Genomic DNA, 25,722 nt, shown 5'->3' on the forward strand with positions numbered 1-25,722 from the left:
GGTTGATGCGTCTTGAATCGGCCCACTGCTGCTAAGCTTATCCACAATTGCTGGGACAGAAATCAGCAATCCGTCCTGGGTCAATTTTCAATCGGCAGGGTGGGTCAGTTTTCAATCAGCGCCAACACACCTTGCCATCGACTTTCGTCGGATTAAACAAAATGCCATCACAAATGGCTAAGTTTTCCGCGATTGGTGCCGACAGCCTCTTGAGCAATGCGTGCTAAGTAGAGCTGCCGGTTGAAAAGGCTGCCTGCGCTGTTACATGGAAGGTTGCACCCGTACGCATCCCCACTCTCGGCATAAGAAGTCCCATGAAATGAATCTCAAGTTCAGCCATAAAATCCTTCTGGCCGCTTCAGGCGTCGTGGTTCTGGCGTTTGCGTTGTTCACTTTGTACAACGACTACCTGCAGCGAAACACCATCAAGCAAAACATCGAGTCCTCGGTGCAACAAGCTGGGAACCTGACTGCCAGCAGCGTTCAGAATTGGCTGAGTGGCCGAATTCTAGTACTCGAAAGCCTCGCACAAAACGTAGCCCACCAAGGCAAGCAAGCAGATTTGGCCGGATTGGTGGATCAGCCTGCGTTAACGTCGAATTTTCAGTTCACCTACGTTGGCCAAGCGAACGGCGTATTTACACAGCGCCCTGACGCCAAGATGCCAGACGATTACGACCCGCGTGAACGTCCTTGGTACAAACAAGGTGTAAGTGCCGGTAAGACCATGCTTACGCCGCCCTACATGGCAGCGGTAGGCGGCTTGATCGTGACCATCGCCATGCCTGTGAAAAAAGATGGCGAGTTACTCGGTGTGGTAGGTGGGGACTTGAGCCTCGACAGCCTGGTGAAAATTATCAACTCCGTGGATTCGGGCGGCCTTGGCTACGCGTTTCTGGTGAGCGGCGATGGCCAGATCATCGTAAGCCCGGAAAAAGATCAGGTCATGAAAAACCTGAAAGACATCTACCCATCCAGCTCGTTGCGAATTGAGAAGGGTATTCAGGAAGTCAGCGTGAATGGACATGAGCGGATTATGTCTTTCACACCGGTAACCGGTTTACCTGCTGATTGGTATATCGGTCAGTCGCTGGACAAAGAGAAAGCTTACGCCCCACTTTCTAAATTCCGCACCTCTGCGTTTATAGCCATGTTTATCGCAGTGGCTGTGATTGCAGTTCTGCTTAGCCTGTTGATTCAGTTCCTTATGCGCCCTTTGACCACCATGGGCCGAGCCATGCAAGACATTGCACAAGGCGAGGGTGACTTGACTCGTCGTCTGGTAATCGAAAGCAAGGATGAGTTTGGGATGCTCGCCAGTTCTTTCAACCAGTTTGTAGAACGTATTCACGCATCGATTTCGGAAGTTTCTTCGGCAACACGTCAAGTCCATGATTTGTCCCAACGAGTGATGGCTTCGTCTAACGCGTCGATCATTGGTTCTGACGAACAAAGTGCACGGACCAACAGCGTGGCCGCGGCGATTAACGAACTGGGCGCTGCAACCCAGGAAATTGCACGTAACGCGGCTGATGCGTCACAACACGCCAGCGGAGCAAGCGAACAGGCCGATGATGGCCGTCAGGTGGTTGAGCAAACCATTCAAGCGATGACTGAGTTGTCGCAAAAAATCAGCTTGTCGTGTGCCCAGATTGAAACCCTGAACGCTAGCACTGACAACATTGGTCATATCCTGGATGTAATTAAAGGTATCTCCCAGCAAACCAACTTGCTCGCCCTTAACGCGGCGATTGAGGCGGCACGTGCAGGTGAAGCTGGGCGCGGATTCGCCGTTGTGGCCGATGAGGTGCGCAACCTCGCACATCGCACGCAGGAGTCGGCAGAAGAGATCCATAAAATGATCACTTCCTTGCAAGTGGGCTCGCGGGAAGCGGTGACCACCATGAATGCCAGTCAGGTGTCCAGTGAGGAGAGTGTGGAAGTGGCTAACCAGGCGGGCGCACGCTTGATCAGCGTCACTCAACGTATTGAAGAGATTGACGGCATGAACCAGTCAGTGGCCGCTGCCACTGAAGAACAAACCGCCGTAGTTGAAACCCTCAACGTTGATATCAACCAGATCAACCTGTTGAACCAACAAGGCGTGGTCAATCTTAATGAAACGCTCAAGGACTGTGATGCGCTGTCGCAGCAAGCGAGTCGACTGAAGCAATTGGTCGACAGTTTCAAAATCTGACCCACAAGCTGGCAATCGCTTTGTCCACAGCCCTGTCGTTTGAAACGTCAGGGCTGTTTTGCTTTTCGGCGGTCCAGATACTCAGTGATGGCGCTGACCGCGCGCTGCAAATGCAGCCCCAACTCGGCCACACAGGCTTCGACCTCTTTTGCCCGGGCGAGACGCAAAAGGGTGCGGTGATCGTCTTGAGCCAGAGGGCCGAGATTCATTTGCTCAAGATTAAAGCGAAGAAAACGCTCTTCCTCAATCAGTCCGGCATCAACCAAAGCCAAAAGCTTCTTGTTAGATGCTTTGTTATAGAGCGCCTGATGAAACTGCCGATTCAAGGTGCCGACTTTGCTCAAGTCAGTTTCGGCTTCCATCGCCTCGATAAATCCCGATGCGGCTGCCAGATCCTGGTCATCCAGTAACGGAACAGACTGACGCAATGCCTCGGCTTCCAACAACAAGCGCAGCTCGTAGGACTCCAGTGAATTGTCTTCAATCAAAGGCGCCACCACTGCACCTTTGTACTGCACTACATGCAATAAGCCTTGGGACTCCAGTTGGCGCAATGCTTCGCGCACCGGCATGCGGCTCACACCAAACAGATCGGCCAGCGCCTCTTGGCGAATCGCCGTACCGCATGGCAGACGCCCGTCGAGGATGGCATTACGCAATGACTCTTCGATTACCGCGCGAGCTTGATGAGCTGCTACAGGGCCATGAACTTCAATGCTGCTTAAAGGGTTTCGTTTTACGGCCACGTTCGCGCACCTGCGTATGACATTCAGCTTGCTTGTTTGGATCCAAATGAAGGTAGGTACAGACCAAATCCTTGTCAAATCCTGTAACAACAAGTTTACCGTAACGACAGGTGAGTCCATCCATATCGAATTTCAGAACTGTCTTACAGACTGTCTGTCAGAAGACCTTCACGCGGGATAACTCGCCATTTCATTGTTTTTGGTACCACCACGACCGGCGATCATTTGCAGCAAGGCTGAGTAACAGGGCTTCGGTTTACTCAGGCTCGACTATATTCACCTAGGCACGGCCAGGCACGTGCGCAAAGGTGCAGTCAGCGCGCTGTTTAAGAATTAATTTGCAACACTCTTGACTGAAACCCACTCGCCGCGCAAAATTAATAGTTAGCAAACTAACATTATGTGACGCTTCTCTTGTCTGACACCCTTGATTCACTTCAAATGAGCATCAGCACTGGCATGGTGGTCGCGACCCGCCATTGGCGTCGCGTGTGCCAGACCACGCTGGTCAATTACGGAATTTCCGAAGCTTGCGCCATGCCGCTGCTGATTATCGGCCGCCTGGGCGAGGGTGTGCGGCAGGTTACTGTGGCCCATGCAGCCGGTATGGAAAGCCCATCGTTGGTGCGCTTGCTTGATCAGTTGTGCAAAGACGGCTACGTCCGCCGTTGCGAGGACGCCAGTGACCGCCGCGCCAAAACGTTAAGCCTGACAGACTCCGGGCGTGCTCTTGCGCAGTCCATTGAGGCGCAGTTGGTTCAATTGCGCCGTGCGGCGCTGGCCAATGTGCCAGTCGCCGATCAAGAAGCCGCGTTGCGAGTGATCCAGGCATTCGAAGCGGCTGGCCAACTGCCTGATGGGGCTGCTTCTTGAACGGCTTCTTCAGCAGCATGCCGCCTGCACGCGACTGGTTTTACGGCGTACGCACATTCGCCGCATCGATGATCGCGTTGTACATCGCCCTGCTCATGGAAATGCCGCGCCCGTATTGGGCGATGGCAACGGTTTATATCGTTTCCAGCCCCTTCGTAGGCCCTACCAGCTCCAAGGCCGTGTACCGCGCCCTGGGTACTTTGCTGGGGGCATCGGCAGCCGTGTTCTTTGTGCCGCTGTTCGTCCAGACACCGTTTTTACTGGTACTGGTCATTGCGCTCTGGACCGGCATTCTGTTGTTCCTGTCGCTCCATCTGCGCACCGCCAACAGCTACGTGTTCATGTTGGCGGGCTACACCATGCCGATGATCGCACTGCCGATTGTGGATAACCCGCTCAACGTCTTCGACATTGCCATTTCGCGGACCGAAGAAATCATGCTCGGCATCGTCTGCGCCGCCGTCGTGGGCAGCATGTTCTGGCCGCGCCGCCTGACCCCCGTGTTCATTGATGCGGCGGGCAAGTGGTTTGGTGATGCGGCCAACTACAGCAAACACTTTCTGGCCCGAGATGTAGAGCCCAATAAGGTCAGCGGCCTGCGTTCCTCGATGGTGGCCACGTTCAACACCCTTGAACTGATGATCGGCCAATTACCCCATGAAGGTGCGCACCCGCAAACCGTGCGTAACACCAAAGAATTGCGCGGGCGCATGATTCACTTGCTGCCTGTCGTGGATGCACTGGACGACGCGCTGTACGCCCTTGAGCGGCGCACGCCCGAGCTGGTAGAGCAAGTCACGCCACTGCTCGACCGCGCGCAACAATGGCTTGAAAGCACCCGCGAAGGCGCGCCTATTGAGCACTGGAAGGCCCTGCGCCACGAACTTGAGGCCCTGCAACCGAGCGCGGCGGCGCTGGATGATCGGCGTCAGCTGCTGTTGTCCAACGTGTTGTACCGCTTGGGTGAGTGGATCGATCTATGGCAAGACTGCAGAAGTTTGCAGCAGGCCATTACGACGGGAAATCAAGATGTCTGGCGCGCGGTGTATCGACATTGGCGGCTGGGTCGCCTGACGCCGTTTCTGGACCGCGGCCTGATGCTCTATTCGGCGTTCTCGACTGTGACCGCCATCGTGGTGGCGTGCGTGTTGTGGATTTTGCTGGGCTGGACAGACGGGGCGAGTGCCGTGATTCTGGCCGCTGTAGCCTGCAGTTTCTTTGCTGCGATGGACGATCCGGCCCCGCAAATCTACCGCTTCTTTTTCTGGACCTCGCTGTCGGTACTGTTTGCCAGTTTGTACCTCTTTGTGATCTTGCCCAACCTGCATGATTTCCCCATGTTGGTTCTGGCGTTCGCTGTGCCCTTTATCTGCGTCGGCACCCTCACCGTGCAGCCGCGTTTCTACCTGGGCACGTTACTGACGATTGTGAACACTGCCTCTTTTATCAGCATTCAGGGCGCCTACGACGCGGACTTCATGGTGTTCATAAATGCCAACCTTGCAGGCCCTATCGGCTTGCTGTTTGCATTTGTGTGGACGCTGATCGCCCGGCCGTTCGGTGCTGAGCTGGCGGCCAAGCGCCTAACCCGTTTTAGCTGGCGGGATATTGTACGGCTCACCAAACCCGCGACGCTGGCCGAACACCGGCAAATGGGGGCGCAAATGCTTGATCGCCTGATGCAGCATTTGCCGCGCCTGGCCATGACCGGGCAAGACACCGGCATTGCGGTACGCGAGTTGCGCGTCGCGCTTAATCTGCTGGACTTGCTTGCGTATGCACCTCGTGTGACCGGCGGCCCGCAACTGCTGCTGCGCCAAGTGGTCAGTGACGTAGGGGATTACTTTCGCAGTTGCCTGATGGCCGGTGAACGCCTGCCTGTTCCTGCAGGGTTACAGATGACCATGGACCGAACGCGCCGCGCCCTCAATGCCAATGATTTGCAGGACGAAAGTGATGCCCGTGTTCATTTGTTGCACGCGCTAAGCGGTCTGCGGCTGGCCCTGTTGCCCGGCGTCGAATTTATCGTTGACAACGACGACCTGCCCCAGCCGCACGTACAAGGTATTGATGGAGCACCGCTATGATCGGGGATGTGGATATCAGCGGCGTGTTCCTGCCTACCTTTCTGGTGTTGATGGGCATCACCTATTTACTGTTTTTGGTGGTACACGCGGTTCTGACGCGTGTGCACTTTTACCGCCTGGTCTGGCACCGGGCTTTGTTCAACGTCGGTCTCTACGCTCTGCTTCTCGGCGTTGTGGATTCGTTAAGTCGATATTTGATGACATGAAAAAACCGTTATTGACCCTGGGCCGCGTCGTTCTCACCTTGCTGGTGGTGGCGTTTGCCTGCGTCGTGGTCTGGCGCATGACCATGTACTACATGTTTGCGCCGTGGACACGGGACGGCCACATCCGTGCCGACATCGTGCAGATTGCCCCCGATGTCTCGGGCCTGATCAAACAGGTTGAGGTGCGTGACAACCAGCCGGTCACCCGTGATCAGGTGTTATTTGTGATCGACCAGGAACGCTTCAAGCTGGCGCTGCGCCAGGCCCAAGCCACCCTGGCCGATCGCAAGGAAACCCTGGCCCAGGCCCAGCGTGAAAGTCGTCGTAACAAAGGCTTGGGCAATCTGGTCGCCCGCGAGCAACTGGAAGAAAGCCAGTCCCGCGAAATGCGTGCACAAGCGGCGCTCACCGAGGCCCAAGTGGCGGTGGATAGCGCTCAGCTCAACCTTGACCGCACCGTCGTGCGCAGCCCGGTGGACGGGTATGTCAACGACCGGGCGCCGCGGGTCAACGAATTCGTCACAGCCGGGCGGCCGGTGTTATCCATTGTCGACAGCAGCTCATTTCATATTGATGGCTATTTCGAAGAAACCAAACTCGATGGTATTCACGTCGGCCAGAGCGTGGATATCCGTGTGGTGGGTGACAATGCGCGTTTGCGCGGGCATGTCGAGAGCATTGTCGCGGGCATTGAAGACCGTGACCGCAGCAGCGGCCAGAACCTGCTGCCAAACGTCAACCCGGCGTTCAGCTGGGTACGGCTGGCACAACGCATTCCGGTGCGCATTGTGTTCGACGAAGTGCCGGAAGATTTCCGTATGATCGCCGGGCGAACCGCCACGGTTTCGATTATCGAAGACTCACCCAAAACCACGCCTGCGCAGGAGCAAGCGCAATGAAAGCGGTTCACCTGGCGGCCGTGGGGCTGGGTTTGTTGCTGTCCGGCTGCCAACTGGTGGGGCCGGACTATCACCTGCCTAAAGACGCCGCGCTGCAGCGCCCCGATTTGCAGGGAGGGTTTGCGGGCGAGGGGGCCAACGTGATGTCGGCGCCCGTGCCTGCCGATTGGTGGAAGCTCTATCGGGACCCGAAGCTTAACGAGCTGGTGCGTCAGGCGCTCGCCTCCAACACGGACCTGCGCGTTGCAGCCGCTAACCTGTCGCGGGCACGGGCTCAGGTTGAGCAAGCGCAATCAGCGGGCGGCTGGAGCGGTTCGGCCAAGGCGGGCGCCCAGCGCTTGCAGGAGTCTGGCGAAGCGTTCCTGTTGGCCGACAAGGTGCCTGTGGCCAACGTAGGCGACCTTGGCATCAGCACTTCGTATCAGTTCGATTTATGGGGCACCTTGCAGCGCGGTATCGAGGCGGCACAGGCCAATGCTGACGCCACCCAGGCCGCCGCTGACACTGCTCGTATCACCTTGGTGGCAGACGTGGTACGGGCGTATACCCAAGTGTGCGCGGCCAACGAGGAGCATCACATTGCTGAAGAGTCACTCCAGCTGCAGGCGCAAAGCACGCGATTGACCCAGCAACTGCGCGATGCAGGGCGCGGCGACGAAACTCAGGTCACGCGGTCTGAAACTCAATTCAAATCGTTGCGCGCCGAACTGCCTCGCTACGAAGCCTTGCGCCAGTCCGGGCTGTTTCGTCTATCGATGTTGCTGGCCAAACCGCTGAACCAACTGCCCACGGGCGTAGCCACTTGCGCCGAGTTGCCGCAGATCGCGCAATTGTTGCCCGTGGGTGACGGTGCCGCGCTGCTCAAGCGCCGTCCCGATGTGCGTCAGGCCGAGCGTCATCTGGCGGCAGCCACCGCCGAGATCGGCGTGGCCACAGGCGCCCTTTACCCCGACATCAGCATCGGCGCGAGCATTGGCACTGTTGGCATCATCGACAACCTTGGCACTGCGCCGACCAATCGTTGGGGCTTTGGCCCGCTGTTAAGTTGGACTATTCCTACAAACGGCTCGCGTGCGCGTATCCGTGAAGCCGAAGCCGCCACCCAAGGTGCGCTGGCCAAGTTCGACGGCGTTGTTCTAAACGCGATCCGCGAAACCCAGACCAGTCTGGTGCAATACACCGCGTTGTTGCAGCGCCGCGATGCCTTGGCCGAAGCAGAAGCATCAGCCAAGACAGCCGCCGACCAAACCCACCAATTCTTTCAGGCGGGGCGCGAGTCGTTCCTGGCGGACCTGCAAGCGACCCGGGTTTACACGGATATGCGCGCGCAATTGTCAGCGGCCAACACTCAGGTTGCCATGAGCCAGATCGACTTGTTTCTGGCCCTCGGTGGTGGCTGGGAAAGCGGACGAACGCAAGCGGCGACCCACGCCAAACCCTGATGGCGTTGCTATGCTCTGAGAGGTCGGTATCAAAACGATGGCTCAGGGCGTCGAGACACTTTTAGCCCCTCCCCATCGCGCAAAATGGCTCGATGGGGATTCTAATAATGAAAAACCCTTATGCTCCCGGTTTCTGGTGTGCGGTCGTCGCGGTGGTGCTGCTGTCTGCTACGTACTTCTACGGCATCATGTTGGCGCACCAGATCGACAAGGCGTTGTTCTTCCTGGACAGCGCCAGTGCATTGATTGCGGTATTGGCTATTGCTGTGGTGGCTTGGGCATTGGTGCAAACCCGGCAAATCAAGAAGCGTCAGGTTGAAGCCGGTCAGACCCGGGTTCTGATCTGGGACACCAAAATCGCATTACGCCGCGTCGAAACAGTCTTCGATCGCTACTTCTGGGGCAGCTACTGGCAGCCGGGGCGCACGTTTGAAGCGTTCATGGGAGAACTGACCGGAACGCCACTCGAAAAAAGCCTTGATGCCCTCAAATCTCAATGCCTGCAACTCGATAAAGCCTTGCCCTCGGAAGAGCGTCAGTGGCTCGATAACGCACGCGAGTTATCTGACGTAGCCGCTGCCATGGCCCGAGAGCGGTATCAGTTGGATTACTCAGATTCGTCTGTGAATTCCGTGGGAGAAATCTGCGTAGATCATGACCTGGAAGTGTTGGTGTACACCTGGAGCGCCATCCTCAAGAATTTCGATCATCGCCTGGATGAAATAGAGCGTCTCTTGGCCCGCCCAGCATGAATTTTCATGACTGAAAATGTCCGAAAGAAGCGTGTGGCAAGTTGCCAGTGATACCCTGCTGCCACTTTTCGGCCCATGACGGGCTTGGCAAAGACCGCTTTTACTTTCAACACAACGGACATTGAACGGGTCAACTGATGAATAAACCATTAGGCGTGTTAGTAGGGATTGTTGTTATTGCAGGTGCTCTGAATACCGCTGGGGCGTGGTACACCGGCACCAAACTGGAAGGCGTGTTGCAAACGTCGATTCAGGAGGCCAACAAGGAACTGGCGTCTCAGTTGCAAGGTACGCCAACCCACGGCTCGGTCGAACTGGTCTCACTTGACCGTCACCTCTACAACAGCACCGCCCACTATCGCGTAAAGGTTGAGGATGACTCCGCCGGGCCGGATGCCCAGCCTGTAGAGTTGCTGTTCGTGGCCGACATCGAGCATGGTCCGTTGCCGTGGTCGCGCCTCAAAACCTTCAAGTGGATGCCAGTCATGGCAACGACCACGTATGCGCTGGAAAAAACACCGTTCACTGAAAAGTGGTTTGCTGCTGCCAAGGACCAATCGCCGCTGCAAGGCCAGGTCACACTGAATTACAACCGTTCGGTTGAAGGCCGTATGGAGTTTCTGCCGCTCGAAGCCGCCCTGGACGCAAACTCCAGCCTCAGCTTCTCGGGCATGACCATGGAAGGGACGTCCGGTGCCGACGGTCAAAACCTCAAAGGCAAAGGCTACATGGATCACTTCAAACTGCATGCCGTGTCGCTGAACAAACCGCCTTTGTTGATTGAGCTGAACGGCCTGACCGTGGCCAGTGACCTGGACAAAAGTGAATTTGGCTTCTTTCTGGGTCAGAACTTTATCAATTTGAATGAAACCCGGTTTACCTTCGGCAATCGCCAATCGGTGCTCAAGGTCAATAATTTTGAATACACCGGCTCCACCTCGGCCAAAGGCAAGTTGTTGTCAGGGCGACTGGACTACAAAGTCGGTGACGTTTCGCTCAACAACAACCCGGTCGGCAGTGCACAACTGGTCTTGAGCGCCAGCAGCCTGGACATCCCTGCGATGCAATCGATGTTGCAGATTTACCAGACCAAATTTCAGCCTAAACCTGACGGCACACTGCCCGCGACTGAGCTGACCCCGGCCGAGCAAACCCAGCTACAAACCAATCTTGATACGTTGCTGGCGGGTAAACCGCACATGGCGGTCGAGACGCTGACGGTGAAAACGCCGAATGGCGAAAGCGAGTTCAACCTGGCAGTTGCACTGGCTCAGCCTGCTGCCCTTGATCAGCCGCCGGTGGAAATCACCAAGCAACTGCTGACCTCGCTGGTAGCCAAGTTGCAGCTGTCCAAGCCGATGATTGCCGACCTCGCCGGTGTACAGGCGCAACTGGAAGGCCAAACCGACCCGCAGACCCTGGCGCAGGTTGGCACCATGACCAGCGACATGGTCAGCAACATCGCTGTGGGTGCCGGGCTGGCAAAAGTGGAAGGCGACAACATTGTGGCGTCGCTTGACTACGCGGCAGGCAACGTGGATTTCAACGGCCAGAAAATGAGCCTTGAAGACTTCATCAACCAAATGACTCTGCGCTTCAACGCGCCGATTCAGTAATTACCCCAGCGCCTCATGCCTCGTCAGCGGTGACAGAAAACCTGTCGCCGCTGCCGTGCAACACGATGCGTCAATACGCCATCGACCACGTCAGGCTGTAGGTCCGACCGCGGCCCTGATAGTCGTACAAGTATTCCGGTCCGTATGTTGGCGAGTAGAACAGCGCTGCACGCTGGCCCCACACGGTGCTGTATTCCTTGTCGAGCAGGTTCTGGATACCCGCGCTGAACGTGCCAAATCCGGTTTCTTGGCTGCCCATTAAATCGAACGTGGTGTAGCCGCTGATTGTGTGGTCGGCATCGTCCTTGAGGGTGAATGCATGGTTGCCTTGCAGGCGTACGTTACGTCCATCTCCGTGCCATCCCACGAACGCGGTGGATTTGGACAATGATGCGTAACGCGCATCGCGCTTCATCCAGTCGCCGTTAGCGTCTTCTTCCTCTGAACGCACCATGTGCAAGGTGCCACCCACCTCCCAGCCGTCGCTGAAGTGACGGGTCAACGCGCCTTCGAACCCAAAGTCGCGGCTCTTCTTGTCTGTTACATCAATCGTCAGTGTGGCGGCATCTGTGGTGATGACCTTGTCCGACCAGATGTAATAAACCGCGGCCTGCGCATCCCAATCCACATCCGCGAAACGCCACCCGGTCTCAACCTGACGGCTTTTAATACCGGCCAGCGGGTTATCTTTAACGCTCAAACCCGGCTTGCCGTAGTACTTGGCCGGATCCGGCAGGTCGAAGCCTTCGCTGTAGTTGATCCAGGTCTGGTGGCCGTTCTGGAAGTCGTAAATGGTGCCCAGGTTGAACAGATTGACCGCGTAGTCGTTGCTGCCCCCCGGTACATTCTTGAATACGCCCACCTCCACGTCCATTTGCTGGCGCCGCGCGCCGCCGGACAGGGTCAGGGCGTCAGTGAGTTTCCAGTCCAGTTGCGCGTACACCGAATGCCCGTCCACGCGGTAGCTGGGATAGCGCGGGGCTTTGCTCTGGGTGACCAGATCAAGGCCGCCGCTTTGCGAGGAAATGGCCGAATCAAATACGCTTTGCTCGGCGTTGAAACGCTCGCGATCCAGGTCCACGCCATACGTCAGCTTCAAGCGGTCCCACTGCTTGGCGAACAGCGCCTTGAGGCTGGTGACTTCAAAGTTTTGCTGCGATGCCGCAAAGTAAACGCCTTTTGAGCCTTGGGGTTTGGCAGTGTTGTAGTAAGGAAACGGGAAGAAGTTGTTGTCCTCCTTGCGGTAAGAACCCTGTAGGTAGAAGTCCTGACCCAGTACGTCGCTGTGATGGTAGTTGGCGTTGAACAGCAGGCGTTTGGAGCGCGGCTTAAGGTCGGTGTCATAGCCGCTGCGGATCTCGGCATCTTCAAGGTTGGAGGGGGCCTTGTCGTGCAGGTTGGGGAAGTAAATGCCCACGTTGCCGTGGTTGCCCGAGTCGTAATACTGCGCCAGCAGGTCGAGGTCCTGTTCATCGTCGAGCTTGATCGCGAGGCTGCCCATCAGGTCAAGGGTGCGGTTGTACTGCAGGTCGGTCTGGGTGTTGTCGATAAACACCTGATCGCCTTTGCCATCGTAAAAGGCTTCGTTCTGCTCGCCGGAAATCCCCAGCCGGCCGTAGATGCGTTCCGTGCCGCCGCTCACCGATTGCGAGATGCGGCTGGACAGGTCATCGCTGTTGTTGAAGCCACTGGTGGCTGACAGTTCGGTTTCGAATTGAGCCGGGCCGGGGGTGCCTTTTTTGGTCACGATATTGATGATCCCACCCGTGGCACCGCCGCCGTACAGCGCGCTGGCGCCAGATAACACTTCGACCCGCTCCACGTTGAACGGCGAGATGCTGTCGAATTGTCGCGACAACCCGCGCGAGCTGTTCTGGCTGACGCCGTCGATCATCACCAGCACGTTACGCCCGCGCATGTTTTGCCCGTAGTTACTGCGTCCTTCAGGGGCCAGGTCCAGCCCCGGTACCAGCTTGCCGATGGCCTCCTTCAGGGTGACGCCAGTGTCGAGCTGTTCTTGCAACTGCACGTGGTCGACCACCCACACGGTGCCCGGAATTTCGCTGATCGCTGTGCTGGTGCGCGCGCCGACGCTGACTTGCAGTGCTTTGAGTTGCAGGCTTTGGGCGGGCGCTTCCGGCTTGTGCAGGGTCACCGTCCGTGCATCGCTGAACTGCCAGTTCAGGCCGCTGCCCGCCAGCAAGGTCTGCAACGCCTGCGCGACACTCATCTGGCCTTGCAACGCCGGGCTGTGCAGACCGGCGACTTCAGCAGACGTGAACAGCAGGTGCAAGTCGGCCTGGTCGGCGAACTGGGTAAGGGCTTGGTCGAGGTCTTGAGCCGGGACGCTGACAGTGACCTGACGCGTGCTGATGGCTGTGTCTTGTGCCGTCGCTGTCTGAGCCGTGGCCTGCACGGTGCCGCCCAAGCTGGCGAACAAGGTGGTGGCGATCAACACCTGACGCAGTCGCTGTTCTTTACGTTGTGCACTACGCGGCTTTTTGACGTGCTCGACCATCGCGTTTTCAATCCTTCTTCGGGTTTTTATGTCGCAAATGAGAACGTATTTCGCTCTCAGTCTTACTACGACGATATGCCCGAGCGGATCTTGCAGTGCCCGCGAAGAATTATTTTCAGCGCACCCACGCCACAAACGGCAAATAGGTGATGTTCAGCCCGTAACGTTGCTCCAGGGTATGCAGCAGGTTTTGCGGGTCGTTGAGGTCGAACACGCCGCTGATTTGCAACGCGCCGAGGCTGGCATCAGGAAGGACGATGCGCCCGTATTGATAGCGCTCCAGCTCGGCCAGCACCTCTTGCAACGGTTTACGATTGAAGATCAGTTTGCCGCGATGCCAGGCTGTGAGCGCATGGGCGTCCACCTGATCGCGCTCGGCCAGCGCTTGCCCGGCTCGGTACACCGCTAACTGATTGGTTCGCAGCTCCAGTGTTTGAGCCTGATGCTCGACCTGCGCAGCGCCGGTGGCCACTAGCACCCTTGTTTGATCCGATTCGCGTCGCACGCTAAAGGTAGCGCTTTTGGCTTGCACCCGATCGGCGCCAGCCTCAACGATAAAAGGCCGCGACGGGTCCTCAGCCACTTCAATCAAGGCTTCGCCCTTGCGCAGTGAGAGCGTGCGGCGGTGTTCATTGAAGTCGACGGTAATTGCGCTGGCGCTGTTGAGCGTGACCCGTGAGCCATCGCTCAATACCCATTGCTGGCGCTGGCCAACGCCGGTGTGATGGGTGTCGAACCAGCCCGGCACAGCCTCGGCGCCGCCATAACCGACCACTGCCAGCACCAGCCCGGCCGCCACCCCGCTGGCCCAGCGTGCAGCCCTGCGGCGCGGGCGAGGTGTGACGACGTGAGTGTGAGCCGTTGGGGTCAAACCGATGTCTGCCCACAGCGCTTCGGCCTCTTGAGCAGCCGCTTTGTGGGCGGGGCTTGTGTGCTGCCACTGAACATACGCCAGACGCTGACGCGCCGTGGCTTCACCCGAGTGCAGCAGGGTTTGCCAATCAATGGCCTGATCGTCGAGATCGTCGGAGGGGGGGCAAGGAGGCATTGCGGCGGGCTCAGGCATGGTTGTGTTTGAGCCAGTCACGGCAGTGGCGCAACGCCTGGCCGATGTATTTTGCCACCATACTTGGCGACACGCCCAGCTCAGCGGCGATCTGGGCTTGGGTCATCCCGTCGATGCGGCTCATGAGCAGCGCTTGCCGGGCGTTGGGCGATAACTGCTGCAATGCTTGGTCGAGAATCCCGATGCGTTCCTTGGCCAACAGCAGCCCTTCAGGCGGCAAGCCCGGATCCACAAGTTCCACCGACGGAGGCTCGGCGCTCAAATTACGGGTCTGGCGCTGATCGATCCGTAGCGTATCAATGGCCAGATTGCCCGCGACCTTGAAAATAAAGTGCCGATCATTTTGCACAGTGATTGAGTGTGGATCGATCTTCGCCAATTTGATCCACGTTTCCTGCGCCACATCCGCCGCCCGGTGACGGTCTCGCAGGCGGCGGGTCAGGAACGACAACAGATCGTCGTAATGCTCCTGAAAACTGGCCAGCAAACGGGAAGGAGAAGGCGAGGGCATCAACAGAGACTCAAGCGGCAATAGCGTGAATGAGAAGCCGTATCATTCATGATTGCGCGCCCCGGCGCAATGACCCGCCATGTACGCCACTGAAAGGGAGGACGCCAGAATGCAGCACACCCTTCTTTCTAATCGTGTCAGGGGGCAAGCTCAGTCGCGGCAATGCATCAAGCGATGACTTGCAGGAGAGCGAATAAATAACGGAGGGGTAAAGCGGTTCCCTTGAACAAGGGAAAGAAGAATGGTGCACCAGGCGGGATTCGAACCCACGACCCCTGCCTTCGGAGGGCAGTACTCTATCCAGCTGAGCTACTGGTGCGACGCGGGCGCCATAATACTCATCTGCGTGTCACCCGTCCATGCCGCTGATTGAGCGGGTGTTTCTTGCGCCGATATGGGCTATTAATGGGGGCCGTGCGAGAAAGGGGGTTTAATAGCCGCTTGTTCTTTTTTTCGAACAACCTATTGTCCTTTACCCCCTTTGCTCCTAGGATTCGTTTGAGATTTCAAACGCTCTTGTCTGAGTGCTAAACCGCACGCCGTGTGTGTTGTGCGTTTTTTGAACACTTTGGCAGTGAATGACTTCCTGACGGCAGCCACCTCTGGCGCCTTTCTACACTCAATAATTTGCTCCGCGTCCGCGCGGTGCTGTTAAGGAAAGCCCACATGCAGCTCAAAGACGCACAGTTGTTCCGCCAGCAAGCCTATATCGACGGGGCTTGGGTAGACGCCGACGGCGGCCAGACGATCAAGGTCAATAACCCGGCCACCGGTGAAATTCTCGGTACTGTGCCAAAGATGGGCGCCGCTGAAACCCGCCGCGCCATTGAGGCGGCCGATAAGGCGCTGCCAGCCTGGCGTGCCCTGACTGCCAAAGAGCGTGCCACTAAACTGCGCCGTTGGTTTGAGTTGCTGATCGAACATCAAGATGACCTGGGTCGCCTGATGACCATGGAGCAAGGCAAGCCGCTGGCCGAAGCCAAAGGCGAGATTGTTTACGCCGCGTCGTTCATCGAGTGGTTCGCGGAAGAAGCCAAGCGTATTTATGGCGACGTCATTCCGGGTCACCAGCCGGACAAACGCCTGATCGTGATCAAGCAACCCATTGGCGTTACCGCCGCGATCACGCCGTGGAACTTCCCGGCTGCCATGATCACGCGTAAAGCAGGCCCGGCACTGGCGGCCGGTTGCACCATGGTCATCAAGCCTGCTTCGCAAACACCTTTTTCCGCATTGGCACTGGTTGAGCTGGCGCACCGTGCAGGCATTCCGAAGGGCGTGTTGAGCGTGGTTACCGGCAGCGCTGGCGACATCGGCGGCGAGCTGACCAGCAACCCGATCGTGCGCAAATTGTCCTTCACCGGCTCGACCGAGATCGGTCGCCAGCTAATGGCTGAATGTGCCAAGGACATTAAAAAAGTTTCGCTGGAACTGGGGGGTAACGCGCCCTTTATCGTGTTCGACGACGCAGACCTGGACAAGGCTGTTGAAGGCGCAATCATTTCCAAATACCGCAACAACGGCCAGACCTGCGTCTGTGCCAACCGTCTGTACATTCAGGATTCGGTGTACGACGCGTTTGCCGAAAAACTCAAAGCGGCTGTGGGCAAGCTGAAGATCGGTAACGGTCTGGAAGAAGGCACCACCACGGGGCCGCTGATCGATGACAAGGCCGTGGCCAAAGTCAAAGAGCACATTGCAGACGCCGTGAGCAAAGGCGCAACGCTATTGACTGGTGGCAACAGCCTGGAAGGCAGCTTCTTTGAGCCGACCATTCTGGTAAACGTGCCAAAAAATGCTGCTGTGGCGAAGGAAGAAACCTTTGGCCCGCTGGCGCCACTGTTCCGCTTCAAAGACGAAGCCGAAGTGATCGCCATGGCCAACGACACCGAATTCGGTCTCGCGTCGTACTTCTATGCCCGCGACCTGAGCCGTGTATTCCGTGTGGCGGAAGCCCTCGAATACGGCATGGTCGGGGTGAACACCGGTCTGATCTCCAACGAAGTCGCCCCGTTCGGCGGTATCAAGGCGTCGGGTCTGGGCCGTGAAGGCTCCAAATACGGCATTGAAGACTACCTGGAAATCAAATATCTCTGCCTGGGGATCTAACCCGGCGGGTGGTTCAGCAGAGGGGGCACGAGAGCGATGCTTCCTCTGCGTTTCAACGTGTTAATTCCTGTGGCCGGGAGCGCCATGCCAGTCGATCATCGCATGCTGGCCTGGTTGTCTCCCCGGCGCGTCAGCCTTGAACCACGCCGTTTGATGAGCGGCGAATGAGGACACCCATGAGCAACAAGACCAACGCATCCCTGATGAAACGCCGTGAAGCCGCTGTCCCGCGCGGTGTTGGCCAGATTCACCCGATCTTCGCCGAGTCTGCGAAGAACGCGACCGTGACTGACGTTGAAGGTCGTGAATTCATCGACTTCGCAGGCGGTATTGCCGTACTCAACACCGGTCACCTGCACCCGAAAATCGTTGCCGCTGTTCAAGAGCAACTGACCAAACTGACCCACACCTGCTTCCAGGTACTGGCCTACGAGCCCTACGTTGAGCTGTGTGAAAAAATCAACGCCAAGGTGCCGGGCAATTTCGACAAGAAAACCTTGCTGGTCACCACCGGTTCTGAAGCCGTGGAAAACGCCGTGAAAATCGCCCGCGCCGCCACGGGTCGTGCGGGTGTGATTGCATTCACCGGCGCCTACCACGGCCGTACCATGATGACGCTGGGCCTGACCGGTAAAGTCGTGCCTTACTCGGCCGGCATGGGCCTGATGCCGGGCGGGATCTTCCGTGCGCTGTACCCGTGCGAACTGCATGGCATCAGCGTTGACGACTCTATCGCCAGCATCGAGCGCATCTTCAAAAACGATGCCGAGCCGAAAGACATCGCCGCCATCATCATCGAGCCGGTACAGGGTGAAGGTGGTTTCTACGTGGCGCCGAAAGCGTTCATGGCGCGCCTGCGCGAGCTGTGTGACAAGCACGGCATCCTGTTGATCGCGGATGAGGTACAGACCGGTGCAGGGCGTACCGGTACGTTCTTCGCCATGGAGCAGATGGGCGTAACTGCCGACTTGACCACGTTTGCCAAATCCATCGCGGGCGGCTTCCCGCTGGCCGGTGTGTGCGGCAAGGCCGAGCTGATGGACGCCATCGCACCGGGCGGTCTGGGTGGCACGTATGCCGGTAGCCCGATTGCCTGTGCGGCTGCGTTGGCTGTGCTGGACGTGTTTGAAGAAGAACACTTGCTGGACCGCTGCAAAGCGGTGGGCGAGCGTCTGGTTACCGGCCTCAAGGCTATCCAGGCCAAGTACCCGGTCATCGGTGATGTTCGCGCACTGGGTGCCATGATCGCGGTTGAGCTGTTTGAAGGCGGCGACTCCCACAAACCAAACGCAGCGGCCGTGGCACAGGTCGTCGCCAAAGCGCGTGAGAAAGGTCTGATCCTGTTGTCGTGCGGTCCTTACGGCAACGTATTGCGGGTGTTGGTGCCGCTGACCTCGCCTGACGAACAACTGGACAAAGGCCTGGCCATCATCGAAGAGTGCTTCGCTGAACTGGCGTGAGTCTTGGCGTGTAAGTTGTGATACGTGACACAAAAAAACCGCTTCGGCGGTTTTTTTGCGTCTGTAAAGCGCAATTAGGGCATTTGGCCTGTATCCGACGCGCGGCATTGACTAAGGTGCATAGACATTCCCCGGAGCGTATTCATGACTGCTGTTGATGTGTCCACTGCGCCGAGCGTGCTGATTGCCGAGACCGACCCGTGGTCTCGGGATCTGCTCAAACAAGTGGTACTGAGTGTGCGTTGCGACGCGCGACTGGATGTATGTGGCGAAGGTCAGCAGGCGATCGCACTGTTGGGCGAAAAGAGCTACGACCTGGTGATCGCTGACTGGGACCTCTCTGGCGTCAGCGGTCTCGATCTGTTGCGCCACGTGCGTCAGCGCCGGCGAAGCCCTGTTTTGCCGTTTATCTTGTTGAGTAATCGCAACGACAGTGCCAGCGTGCGGGAAGCCTTGCCACTGGTGCCCACGGCTTACCTGACCAAACCGCTGGACATGCCCGGTCTGACACAGCGATTGCAAGGCCTGCTGCTGAGCGCGGGGCAAGAGGTGGCGTGCGACGTTCCGGCGTTGACCCCCGGTATGACCCTCACGCGGTTTCTGGAACACCGGCGTGCCTCATCGGATGGCGCGCCTTTGCTGGCCGACGTGCAGTTGGCGGTCAAGCGCAGCCTCAATCCGGGTGGCCTGGACCTGAAACTGCTTGAGCAAGAGGTGCGCACCGACCCGCAAATTACGGCGGTGCTGATTGCGGCCGCCAACAGCGCAGCCCAGCATCAGGCCAGTCCGGTGCAGACGCTTGCGCAGGCGTTGCAACGCCTCGGGCCGGCGCAAAGTATGAATCTGGTGCTCGGGTTGACCCTCAAACGCAGCGCTCGTCTCAGCGACCCTTGCCTGGCTGATTACGCGGAACATTACTGGAACGCGTCGCTGCACACCGCTGAATACGGGCGCACGTTGGCTCGCCTGTTGATGCTGGATCAGGAGCGCTGCTACTGCGCCGGGTTACTGCATCGGCTGGGAGATCTGGCGTTATTACGCTGTTTGCAGGAGTGGCAGCAGGCCGGTGGCGCGCTGGACACTCAAGCCATTGACGAGTCGCTGGCTGAGTTCGGCGCGGCCTATGGTTCGGCGTTGCGCACCCGTTGGCGTTTACCGCTGGAGCTGCGCGAGCTGATCGCGGCGATCTATCACTTGGGTGGCGGGGTGTATTCGCGGGAAGCCTTGCTGATGAATCTGGCGGGGCAGGTGGCCAGCTTGCAGCCTGGCGAAGGGGTGAACGAGGTGGCTAAAAGCAAAACGGCACGCCTGTTGAAAGTTGGCGTGCCGGAGCTGGAGCGTCTGCTTAAAAAGTCTTGAGCTTGTGCAACTGCTGCCTGTAGCAGCGGTTGCACGCTCTCCTTTAAACCGCTGCCGGGCGCAGCGAGTACGTCTTCAACTGCTTGGCGAACTCTCGCAGTGATTGAATCCCGCTGGCCTCAGCTTCGTGGACCCAATCTTTGATTGCCGCCAACATGTCGTGCCCGTTGGAGCTGGTCTTGACCCAGATCTGTTGCAAGGCCAGCCGCTTTTCGTAAATCACTTTCAGCGACTGGCTGTGCTCAAGCAACGTCTCGATACGTTGGTGATGACGGTCTTCCAGCAAACTGGTCTCGCGTGACAGCAAGCGCTTGGCACGGCGGAACTGGTGGCGCACTGAATGATCGACCTTGGCCAGCTCTTGCTTAACCAGCGGTGCAATTACCAACTTGCGGTACTGCGCCATGATCTGAAAACGGTTGTTCAAGATGGCCATGGCGGTGTCCATGTCCAGGCTGCCTTTGCCTTCGACCCGGTGGGCGATGGGGGCAACCCGCTGCACTTTGGCAAGACGCAAAAAGCTGAACACTTTGATCCACGCCCAGCCGAGGTCGAACTCCCACTTTTTCACCGACATCTTGGCCGAGTTCGGGTAGGTGTGGTGATTGTTGTGCAGCTCTTCGCCGCCAATAATGATGCCCCACGGCACCAGATTGGTCGCTGCGTCGCGGCATTCGAAGTTGCGATAACCCACCGCATGGCCCAGACCGTTTACTACGCCAGCGGCCCAGACGGGAATCCACATCATCTGGATCGCCCAGATGGTCAGGCCGATGGCGCCGAACAGCAGCAGGTCGATGGCGAGCATGATCGCAACGCCCAACAGTTTGTAACGCGAGTACAAATTGCGCTCAATCCAGTCTTCAGGGCAGTTCTTGCCATAGATGCGCAGGGTTTCGGGATTTTGTGCTTCTTCGCGATAAAGCTCTGCACCTTTGCGCAAAACGGTCGATAACCCTTTGATGACCGGACTGTGCGGATCATCGGTGGTTTCGCATTTGGCGTGGTGTTTGCGGTGGATGGCAGTCCACTCGCGCGTGTTCTGTGCAGTGGTGAGCCACAGCCAGAAGCGGAAGAAGTGTTTCAGGCCACCATTGAGCTCCAGGGAGCGGTGAGCTGAATAGCGATGGAGATAAACCGTGACACCAATAATGGTCACGTGGGTCATCAACAGAGTGACTGCCACCAGTTGCCAGGCTGACAAGTCGAGTAAACCGTTGTACCACATAGGCTGTTTGGCCCTCGGGGAAGATGAAAAAAACTGCAACACGCATTATCACTATGCAGGCAGATAAAACCAGTCGGCCTTTCAGATAACAGTCGCGGGATGTTTCTTACACTATAATTCCTCTTTTTTTGTAGGCGTTTTGACTGTCTTATGTCGGTTTCTTATCGTGATGCCATGCGTGCAGCCCTTTTATACGGGCTGTTGTCGGTCTCGTGGCTATTGCTCACTGATCATTTATTGAACAGTTTTCTTGATGATTCAGCCCAATTGGCGCGCTGGCAGCTGGTTAATAGCTATGTTTGGGTGTGTGTGAGTGCCGGGCTGATATTCGTCGCACGTGCCCGCCTGTTCAGTTTTTTGGGTATGGGCGCGCGCTTGAAACGCCAGCGTCAGGATCAAGAGCACCTGCGTCAGGCTGCGGTGGTGTTCGACTGCACCCGTGAGGGCGTGCTGGTCAGCGATCACAATGGCGTCATCGTGCACGTGAACCCGGCGTTGGTGAAAATCACCGGCTATGCACCTGACGAGGTACTGGGTCAACGGCCCAGCATGTTCAAGTCTGGGCATCATGGGCCGGAATTTTATCAGGCCGTGTTCGAATCGCTGGAAAAAACCGGCGAATGGCACGGTGAGATCTGGAATCGTCGCAAAAGCGGCGAGATCTATCCTCAATGGCAGACAATTCGCCCCGTTCGCGACAGCCAAGACCGGGTCAGCCATTACGTGGCAGTGTTTTCGGACATTTCTGCAATCAAAAACACCCAAACCGAATTGATGCGTCTGGCGCATCACGATCCACTGACTGACCTGCCAAACCGCTTGCTGTTCACTGACCGTGCCGAACAGGCGCTGGCGTACGCGCAACGGCACAAATCGGGTTGCGCGCTGCTGATGATCGACCTCGATCATTTCAAAATCATCAACGACAGCATGGGCCACAACGTCGGTGACCTGTTGCTCAAGGCCGTGGGTGAGCGCCTGACAGCGGTGTTCGGTAAAGGCTTTACCGTGGCTCGTCTGGGCGGCGATGAATTCGCCGTGCTGGTGGAAACCTGCACACAGGTTGCTCAGGCTGCCGGCTTTGCCCAGCAAGTGCTCGAAGTCATGAAGGGCGCCTTCATTATTGAAACCCACCAGCTGTTCATCAGCGCCAGTGTGGGCATCAGCTTGTACCCCAATGACGCCCTGAATGCCGAACAATTGCTGCGCAATGCCGACTCTGCGTTGTTCAAGGCCAAAAGCGCGGGCCGCGAAGGCTACGCTTTGTACACCGAAGAACTGACCGCCCATGCGCAATACCGCATTGAAGTGGCCAGTGATTTACGGCGCGCCCTGGAACAGCATGAGCTGCGCGTTTATTTCCAACCGGTTCACGACTTGACCTCCAGCCGCATGGTGGGCGTTGAGGCGTTGGTACGTTGGCAGCACCCGCAACGCGGTCTGGTGGCGCCGGGCGAATTTATTCCGATTGCCGAGCGTACGGGGTTGATTGCCGAGATTGATGCGTGGGTGCTGGAGCAGGCCTGCTGGCAGATGTGCCAATGGCAAGCGGCGGGCGTGGAGTTGTCGTTTGTCGCCGTGAACATTTCCAGCCGCCTCTTTGCGCGGCCCGAACTGTATCAGTTGGTGTCTACGGTCTTGACGGACACCGGGCTGAATCCCGCGTTGCTGGAGCTGGAAGTGACCGAAAGTGCGGTCATGGACAATTCTGAAGTTGCGCTGGAGCAGATGCATCGCCTGCGTGAGCTGGGGTTGCGACTGGCGATTGATGACTTCGGCACCGGTTTTTCGTCGCTGTTGCGGCTCAAGCGATTGCCGGTGCAAAAGCTCAAGATCGATCAGGGTTTTGTCGCCGGGCTGCCGAGTGACGATGACGATGTGGCCATCGTGCGCGCAGTCATCGCGCTGGCGCAGAGCATGGGCATGCAGGTGCACGCTGAAGGGATCGAGTATGTCGAACAGGCGCAATTCCTGCTCGACCACCATTGCGACTTGGGGCAGGGCTACTGGTTTGGTCGTCCGGTGCCCGCCCACGCGCTGGATTGGCAGCGGGCGCCGACGATTCGCCCCTGAGTGCCGGCTCAGTTTTTCTCGGGTGGCAGCTCGGGCAGTGCGCGCAACGCGGCTTCGTACCACTCGGTGTTGAAGGCGCGGTCTTCTTCGAGAATCGCGTCAATTTCCACAGCCAGCACGTGGGCCATCATGTTCAAAATGTCATCGCGCTCATAGCCCACTAGCGTCAGCTTGTTGAATGTGGCTTTGGCAGCAGGCGGGTTGTCGGCCTCGATTTGGTTTTCGATGGCCTCGATCAGGGTGTTTTCGGCGAACGCTTCTTCGTCGCTATCGATGTCTGTTGGCTCGCTCATGGGCAGGCTCCTTAAGTAAAGGCGGGCAGTTTAACTGCATTCAGCGCAGTGATGCTGCTAGCCAGTCGAGTGGTGAACCTCTATAACAAACGCTGCCCACCCCCCAACCCGGCCTGGAGGCTTCGCAATGCTCAAGCTTTACGGATTTGCAGTCAGCAACTACTACAACATGGTCAAAATGGCGCTGCTGGAAAAAGGCGTGCCGTTTGAGGAAGTGCCGTTTTTTGCCGCCCAGACCCCCGAAGCGCTGGCCATCAGCCCGCGTGGCAAAGTGCCGGTGCTGGGTGTTGAGCAGGGCTTCATCAACGAAACCAGCGTGATCCTGCAATACATTGAAGACACTCAACCGGGCGCCGCCCTGCTGCCAGCCGATCCGTTCGAGCGTGCTCAGGTGCTGGCGCTGGCCAAGGAAATCGAGCTGTACATCGAGTTGCCAGCCCGCGCGTGTTATCCCGAGGCTTTCTTTGGCATGAAAGTGTCGGAGGAGATTAAGGAAAGAGCTAAAGCCGAGTTGATTCAAGGCATTTCTTCCCTCGGCAGGCACGGTAAATTCGCCCCGTATGTGGCAGGCGAAACCTTGAGTGTGGCGGACATTTTCTTCCTCTACAGCGTGGATCTGGCGTGTGCCGTAGGGCATAAAGTATTTGGACTGGATTTGTTGGCCGAGTGGCCTGCGGCGAAAGCCTTACTCAAGCAACTTGAGCAAACCCCGCATGCGCAGAAGATCGCCGCCGACAAAACCGCGGCCATGCCGCAATTTATGGCGTGGATCAGTAGCAAGAAATAATCGGGCGCCCTTGGGCGCCCGGATGTAGTCGCTGACGAGTTGCACGTGGGTTGACCCCGACGGCTGCCATTGCCCGGACAGCGACTACCGATTGTTAGCGGCTGGCCAGCAAGGCTTTGCCGCGAGCAACCGCTGCCTTTACCTGGGCCGGAGCAGTGCCGCCAATGTGATTACGCGCATTGACCGAGCCTTCCAGTGTCAGCACCGCAAATACGTCGTCGTCGATTTGATCGCTGAACTGGCGCAGTTCGTCGAGGCTCATCTCTGCCAGGTCCTTGCCTGTTTCAACACCGTACTTCACGGCGTGACCCACGATTTCGTGGCAGTCGCGGAACGGCAGGCCGCGGCGTACCAGATAGTCCGCCAGATCGGTCGCCGTGGAGAACCCGCGCAGTGCAGCCTCGCGCATGATTGCGTGCTTGGGTTTGATCGCCGGAATCATGTCGGCAAATGCTCGCAGCGAATCGCGCAGGGTGTCGGCGGCATCGAACAGCGGCTCTTTGTCTTCCTGATTGTCCTTGTTGTAGGCCAGGGGCTGGCCCTTCATCAAGGTCAACAGGCCCATTAGCGCGCCGAACACGCGACCGCTTTTGCCACGTACCAGTTCGGGAACATCCGGGTTTTTCTTTTGCGGCATGATCGAGCTGCCGGTGCAGAAACGGTCAGGCAAGTCGATGAACTGGAACTGCGCGCTGGTCCACAGCACCAGCTCTTCGGAGAAACGCGACAGGTGCATCATCGCGATGCTGGCGGCAGCGCAGAATTCGATGGCGAAATCGCGATCCGACACGTTGTCCAGCGAGTTGCCGCCAACGGCATCAAAGCCCAGCAGTTGCGCGGTAAATTCGCGGTCGATCGGGTACGTGGTGCCCGCCAGTGCGGCGCTGCCCAGCGGCATGCGGTTAGTGCGCTTGCGGCAGTCTACAAGGCGCTCGTAGTCGCGGCTGAGCATTTCAAACCACGCCAGCATGTGGTGACCAAATGTCACGGGCTGGGCGGTTTGCAGGTGGGTGAAGCCAGGCATGATGGTCTCGGCTTCGCGTTCGGCCTGCTCCAGCAACCCTTTTTGCAAACGGGTGATTTCAGCCAGGATGAGGTCGATTTCATCGCGCAGCCACAAGCGGATATCCGTCGCCACCTGATCGTTGCGGCTACGGCCTGTGTGCAGTTTTTTACCGGTCACGCCGATGCGGTCGGTCAGACGCGCCTCGATGTTCATGTGCACGTCTTCCAGATCAATGCGCCAGTCAAACGTACCGGCTTCGATTTCGCTCTGGATGGTCTTCAGGCCATCGATGATGCTGTCGCGTTCGGCATCGGTCAGTACACCGACCTTGGCCAGCATGGTGGCGTGGGCCACGGAGCCCATGATGTCGTGACGATAAAGGCGCTGGTCGAAGGTGACGGAGGCGGTGAAGCGCGCAACGAAGGCGTCGACGGGTTCACTGAAGCGGCCGCCCCAGGACTGATTGGTCTTGTCGGTGCTCATGGATTCGCTCG

At 57.8% G+C, this 25,722-nt stretch carries 21 protein-coding genes and 1 tRNA gene; 14 read left to right on the forward strand and 8 right to left on the reverse strand.

Annotated features, from left to right (window positions below):
• Nucleotides 1–319: 319 nt before the first annotated feature.
• Nucleotides 320–2,197 (forward strand): methyl-accepting chemotaxis protein, encoded by a 1,878-nt coding sequence (locus HBN61_RS15310; protein WP_169964673.1) that lies wholly within the window; start codon nt 320–322, stop codon nt 2,195–2,197.
• Nucleotides 2,198–2,244: 47 nt separating this feature from the next.
• On the opposite strand, the gene HBN61_RS15315 is transcribed toward HBN61_RS15310, so the two are convergent.
• The gene (locus tag HBN61_RS15315; protein WP_169964672.1) at nt 2,245–2,943 is read right to left on the reverse strand and encodes a GntR family transcriptional regulator; all 699 of its coding nucleotides are present in this window, start codon (nt 2,941–2,943) and stop codon (nt 2,245–2,247) included.
• A gap of 441 nt (nt 2,944–3,384) precedes the next feature.
• On the opposite strand from HBN61_RS15315, the gene HBN61_RS15320 reads away from it, so the two are divergent.
• The 7 genes from HBN61_RS15320 (at nt 3,385) to HBN61_RS15350 (ending at nt 10,818) form a co-directional block, all read left to right on the forward strand.
• Nucleotides 3,385–3,816 carry a MarR family winged helix-turn-helix transcriptional regulator gene (locus HBN61_RS15320; protein ID WP_094993301.1) on the forward strand — a complete coding sequence of 144 codons (432 nt, stop codon included), beginning with the start codon at nt 3,385–3,387 and terminating at the stop codon, nt 3,814–3,816.
• Nucleotides 3,813–5,903 (forward strand): FUSC family protein, encoded by a 2,091-nt coding sequence (locus HBN61_RS15325; protein WP_170047083.1) that lies wholly within the window; start codon nt 3,813–3,815, stop codon nt 5,901–5,903. Before HBN61_RS15320 ends, HBN61_RS15325 begins: the two co-directional genes overlap by 4 nt.
• Nucleotides 5,900–6,109, forward strand: a complete 210-nt coding sequence (locus HBN61_RS15330) for a DUF1656 domain-containing protein (RefSeq protein ID WP_047272783.1) — start codon at nt 5,900–5,902, stop codon at nt 6,107–6,109. Before HBN61_RS15325 ends, HBN61_RS15330 begins: the two co-directional genes overlap by 4 nt.
• Entirely contained in the window at nt 6,106–7,008 is a 903-nt protein-coding gene (locus HBN61_RS15335) for an efflux RND transporter periplasmic adaptor subunit (RefSeq protein WP_094993299.1), read from the forward strand. The genes HBN61_RS15330 and HBN61_RS15335 overlap by 4 nt, the downstream gene beginning before the upstream one ends.
• The gene (locus HBN61_RS15340; RefSeq protein WP_094993298.1) at nt 7,005–8,450 is read left to right on the forward strand and encodes an efflux transporter outer membrane subunit; all 1,446 of its coding nucleotides are present in this window, start codon (nt 7,005–7,007) and stop codon (nt 8,448–8,450) included. Before HBN61_RS15335 ends, HBN61_RS15340 begins: the two co-directional genes overlap by 4 nt.
• Nucleotides 8,451–8,557: 107 nt before the next feature.
• Nucleotides 8,558–9,202: an NADH:ubiquinone oxidoreductase subunit N gene (locus HBN61_RS15345; protein ID WP_094993297.1), complete on the forward strand. Its 645-nt coding sequence runs from the start codon at nt 8,558–8,560 to the stop codon at nt 9,200–9,202.
• A gap of 137 nt (nt 9,203–9,339) precedes the next feature.
• Nucleotides 9,340–10,818 (forward strand): YdgA family protein, encoded by a 1,479-nt coding sequence (locus tag HBN61_RS15350; RefSeq protein ID WP_170047085.1) that lies wholly within the window; start codon nt 9,340–9,342, stop codon nt 10,816–10,818.
• A gap of 70 nt (nt 10,819–10,888) precedes the next feature.
• Here HBN61_RS15350 and HBN61_RS15355 read toward each other — a convergent pair whose 3' ends face one another.
• From HBN61_RS15355 to HBN61_RS15370, 4 genes are all read right to left on the reverse strand, one after another.
• Nucleotides 10,889–13,336, reverse strand: coding sequence for a TonB-dependent receptor (locus HBN61_RS15355; protein WP_249275346.1), 2,448 nt, complete (start codon nt 13,334–13,336; stop codon nt 10,889–10,891).
• Nucleotides 13,337–13,451: 115 nt separating this feature from the next.
• Nucleotides 13,452–14,384 (reverse strand): FecR family protein, encoded by a 933-nt coding sequence (locus tag HBN61_RS15360; protein ID WP_094993310.1) that lies wholly within the window; start codon nt 14,382–14,384, stop codon nt 13,452–13,454.
• A 10-nt stretch (nt 14,385–14,394) separates the two neighbouring features.
• The gene (locus HBN61_RS15365) at nt 14,395–14,913 is read right to left on the reverse strand and encodes an RNA polymerase sigma factor (protein ID WP_249275345.1); all 519 of its coding nucleotides are present in this window, start codon (nt 14,911–14,913) and stop codon (nt 14,395–14,397) included.
• A 242-nt stretch (nt 14,914–15,155) separates the two neighbouring features.
• Nucleotides 15,156–15,232: transfer RNA gene (locus HBN61_RS15370), tRNA-Arg, on the reverse strand.
• A 347-nt stretch (nt 15,233–15,579) separates the two neighbouring features.
• Here HBN61_RS15370 and gabD point away from each other — a divergent pair.
• From gabD to HBN61_RS15385, 4 genes are all read left to right on the forward strand, one after another.
• The gene (gene gabD, locus HBN61_RS15375) at nt 15,580–17,022 is read left to right on the forward strand and encodes an NADP-dependent succinate-semialdehyde dehydrogenase (RefSeq protein WP_070411468.1); all 1,443 of its coding nucleotides are present in this window, start codon (nt 15,580–15,582) and stop codon (nt 17,020–17,022) included.
• A gap of 36 nt (nt 17,023–17,058) precedes the next feature.
• The gene (locus tag HBN61_RS22680; protein WP_262373531.1) at nt 17,059–17,190 is read left to right on the forward strand and encodes a hypothetical protein; all 132 of its coding nucleotides are present in this window, start codon (nt 17,059–17,061) and stop codon (nt 17,188–17,190) included.
• Between the two features lie 8 nt (nt 17,191–17,198).
• Nucleotides 17,199–18,482, forward strand: coding sequence for a 4-aminobutyrate--2-oxoglutarate transaminase (gene gabT / locus HBN61_RS15380; protein WP_094993294.1), 1,284 nt, complete (start codon nt 17,199–17,201; stop codon nt 18,480–18,482).
• 144 nt (nt 18,483–18,626) lie between these two features.
• Nucleotides 18,627–19,841 carry a response regulator gene (locus HBN61_RS15385; protein ID WP_169964656.1) on the forward strand — a complete coding sequence of 405 codons (1,215 nt, stop codon included), beginning with the start codon at nt 18,627–18,629 and terminating at the stop codon, nt 19,839–19,841.
• A gap of 43 nt (nt 19,842–19,884) precedes the next feature.
• Here the strand turns inward: HBN61_RS15385 and desA are convergent, their stop codons facing one another.
• The gene (gene desA / locus HBN61_RS15390; protein WP_094993292.1) at nt 19,885–21,069 is read right to left on the reverse strand and encodes a delta-9 fatty acid desaturase DesA; all 1,185 of its coding nucleotides are present in this window, start codon (nt 21,067–21,069) and stop codon (nt 19,885–19,887) included.
• 150 nt (nt 21,070–21,219) lie between these two features.
• Between desA and dibA the strand changes: the two genes are divergently transcribed.
• Entirely contained in the window at nt 21,220–23,142 is a 1,923-nt protein-coding gene (dibA, locus tag HBN61_RS15395; RefSeq protein WP_170047087.1) for a phosphodiesterase DibA, read from the forward strand.
• A gap of 8 nt (nt 23,143–23,150) precedes the next feature.
• Here dibA and HBN61_RS15400 read toward each other — a convergent pair whose 3' ends face one another.
• A complete protein-coding gene (locus tag HBN61_RS15400; RefSeq protein ID WP_094993290.1) occupies nt 23,151–23,435 on the reverse strand; it encodes a hypothetical protein in 285 nt (94 codons plus the stop codon).
• A gap of 127 nt (nt 23,436–23,562) precedes the next feature.
• On the opposite strand from HBN61_RS15400, the gene HBN61_RS15405 reads away from it, so the two are divergent.
• Nucleotides 23,563–24,222, forward strand: coding sequence for a glutathione S-transferase family protein (locus tag HBN61_RS15405; protein ID WP_094993289.1), 660 nt, complete (start codon nt 23,563–23,565; stop codon nt 24,220–24,222).
• A 94-nt stretch (nt 24,223–24,316) separates the two neighbouring features.
• Here the strand turns inward: HBN61_RS15405 and argH are convergent, their stop codons facing one another.
• On the reverse strand, nt 24,317–25,711 hold the full coding sequence (gene argH, locus HBN61_RS15410; protein WP_094993288.1) for an argininosuccinate lyase: 1,395 nt from the start codon (nt 25,709–25,711) through the stop codon (nt 24,317–24,319).
• Nucleotides 25,712–25,722 lie beyond the last annotated feature (11 nt).

Origin of the sequence: Pseudomonas sp. WS 5071 (genome assembly GCF_012985765.1) — a bacterium.
GTDB lineage: Bacteria > Pseudomonadota > Gammaproteobacteria > Pseudomonadales > Pseudomonadaceae > Aquipseudomonas > Aquipseudomonas lundensis_A.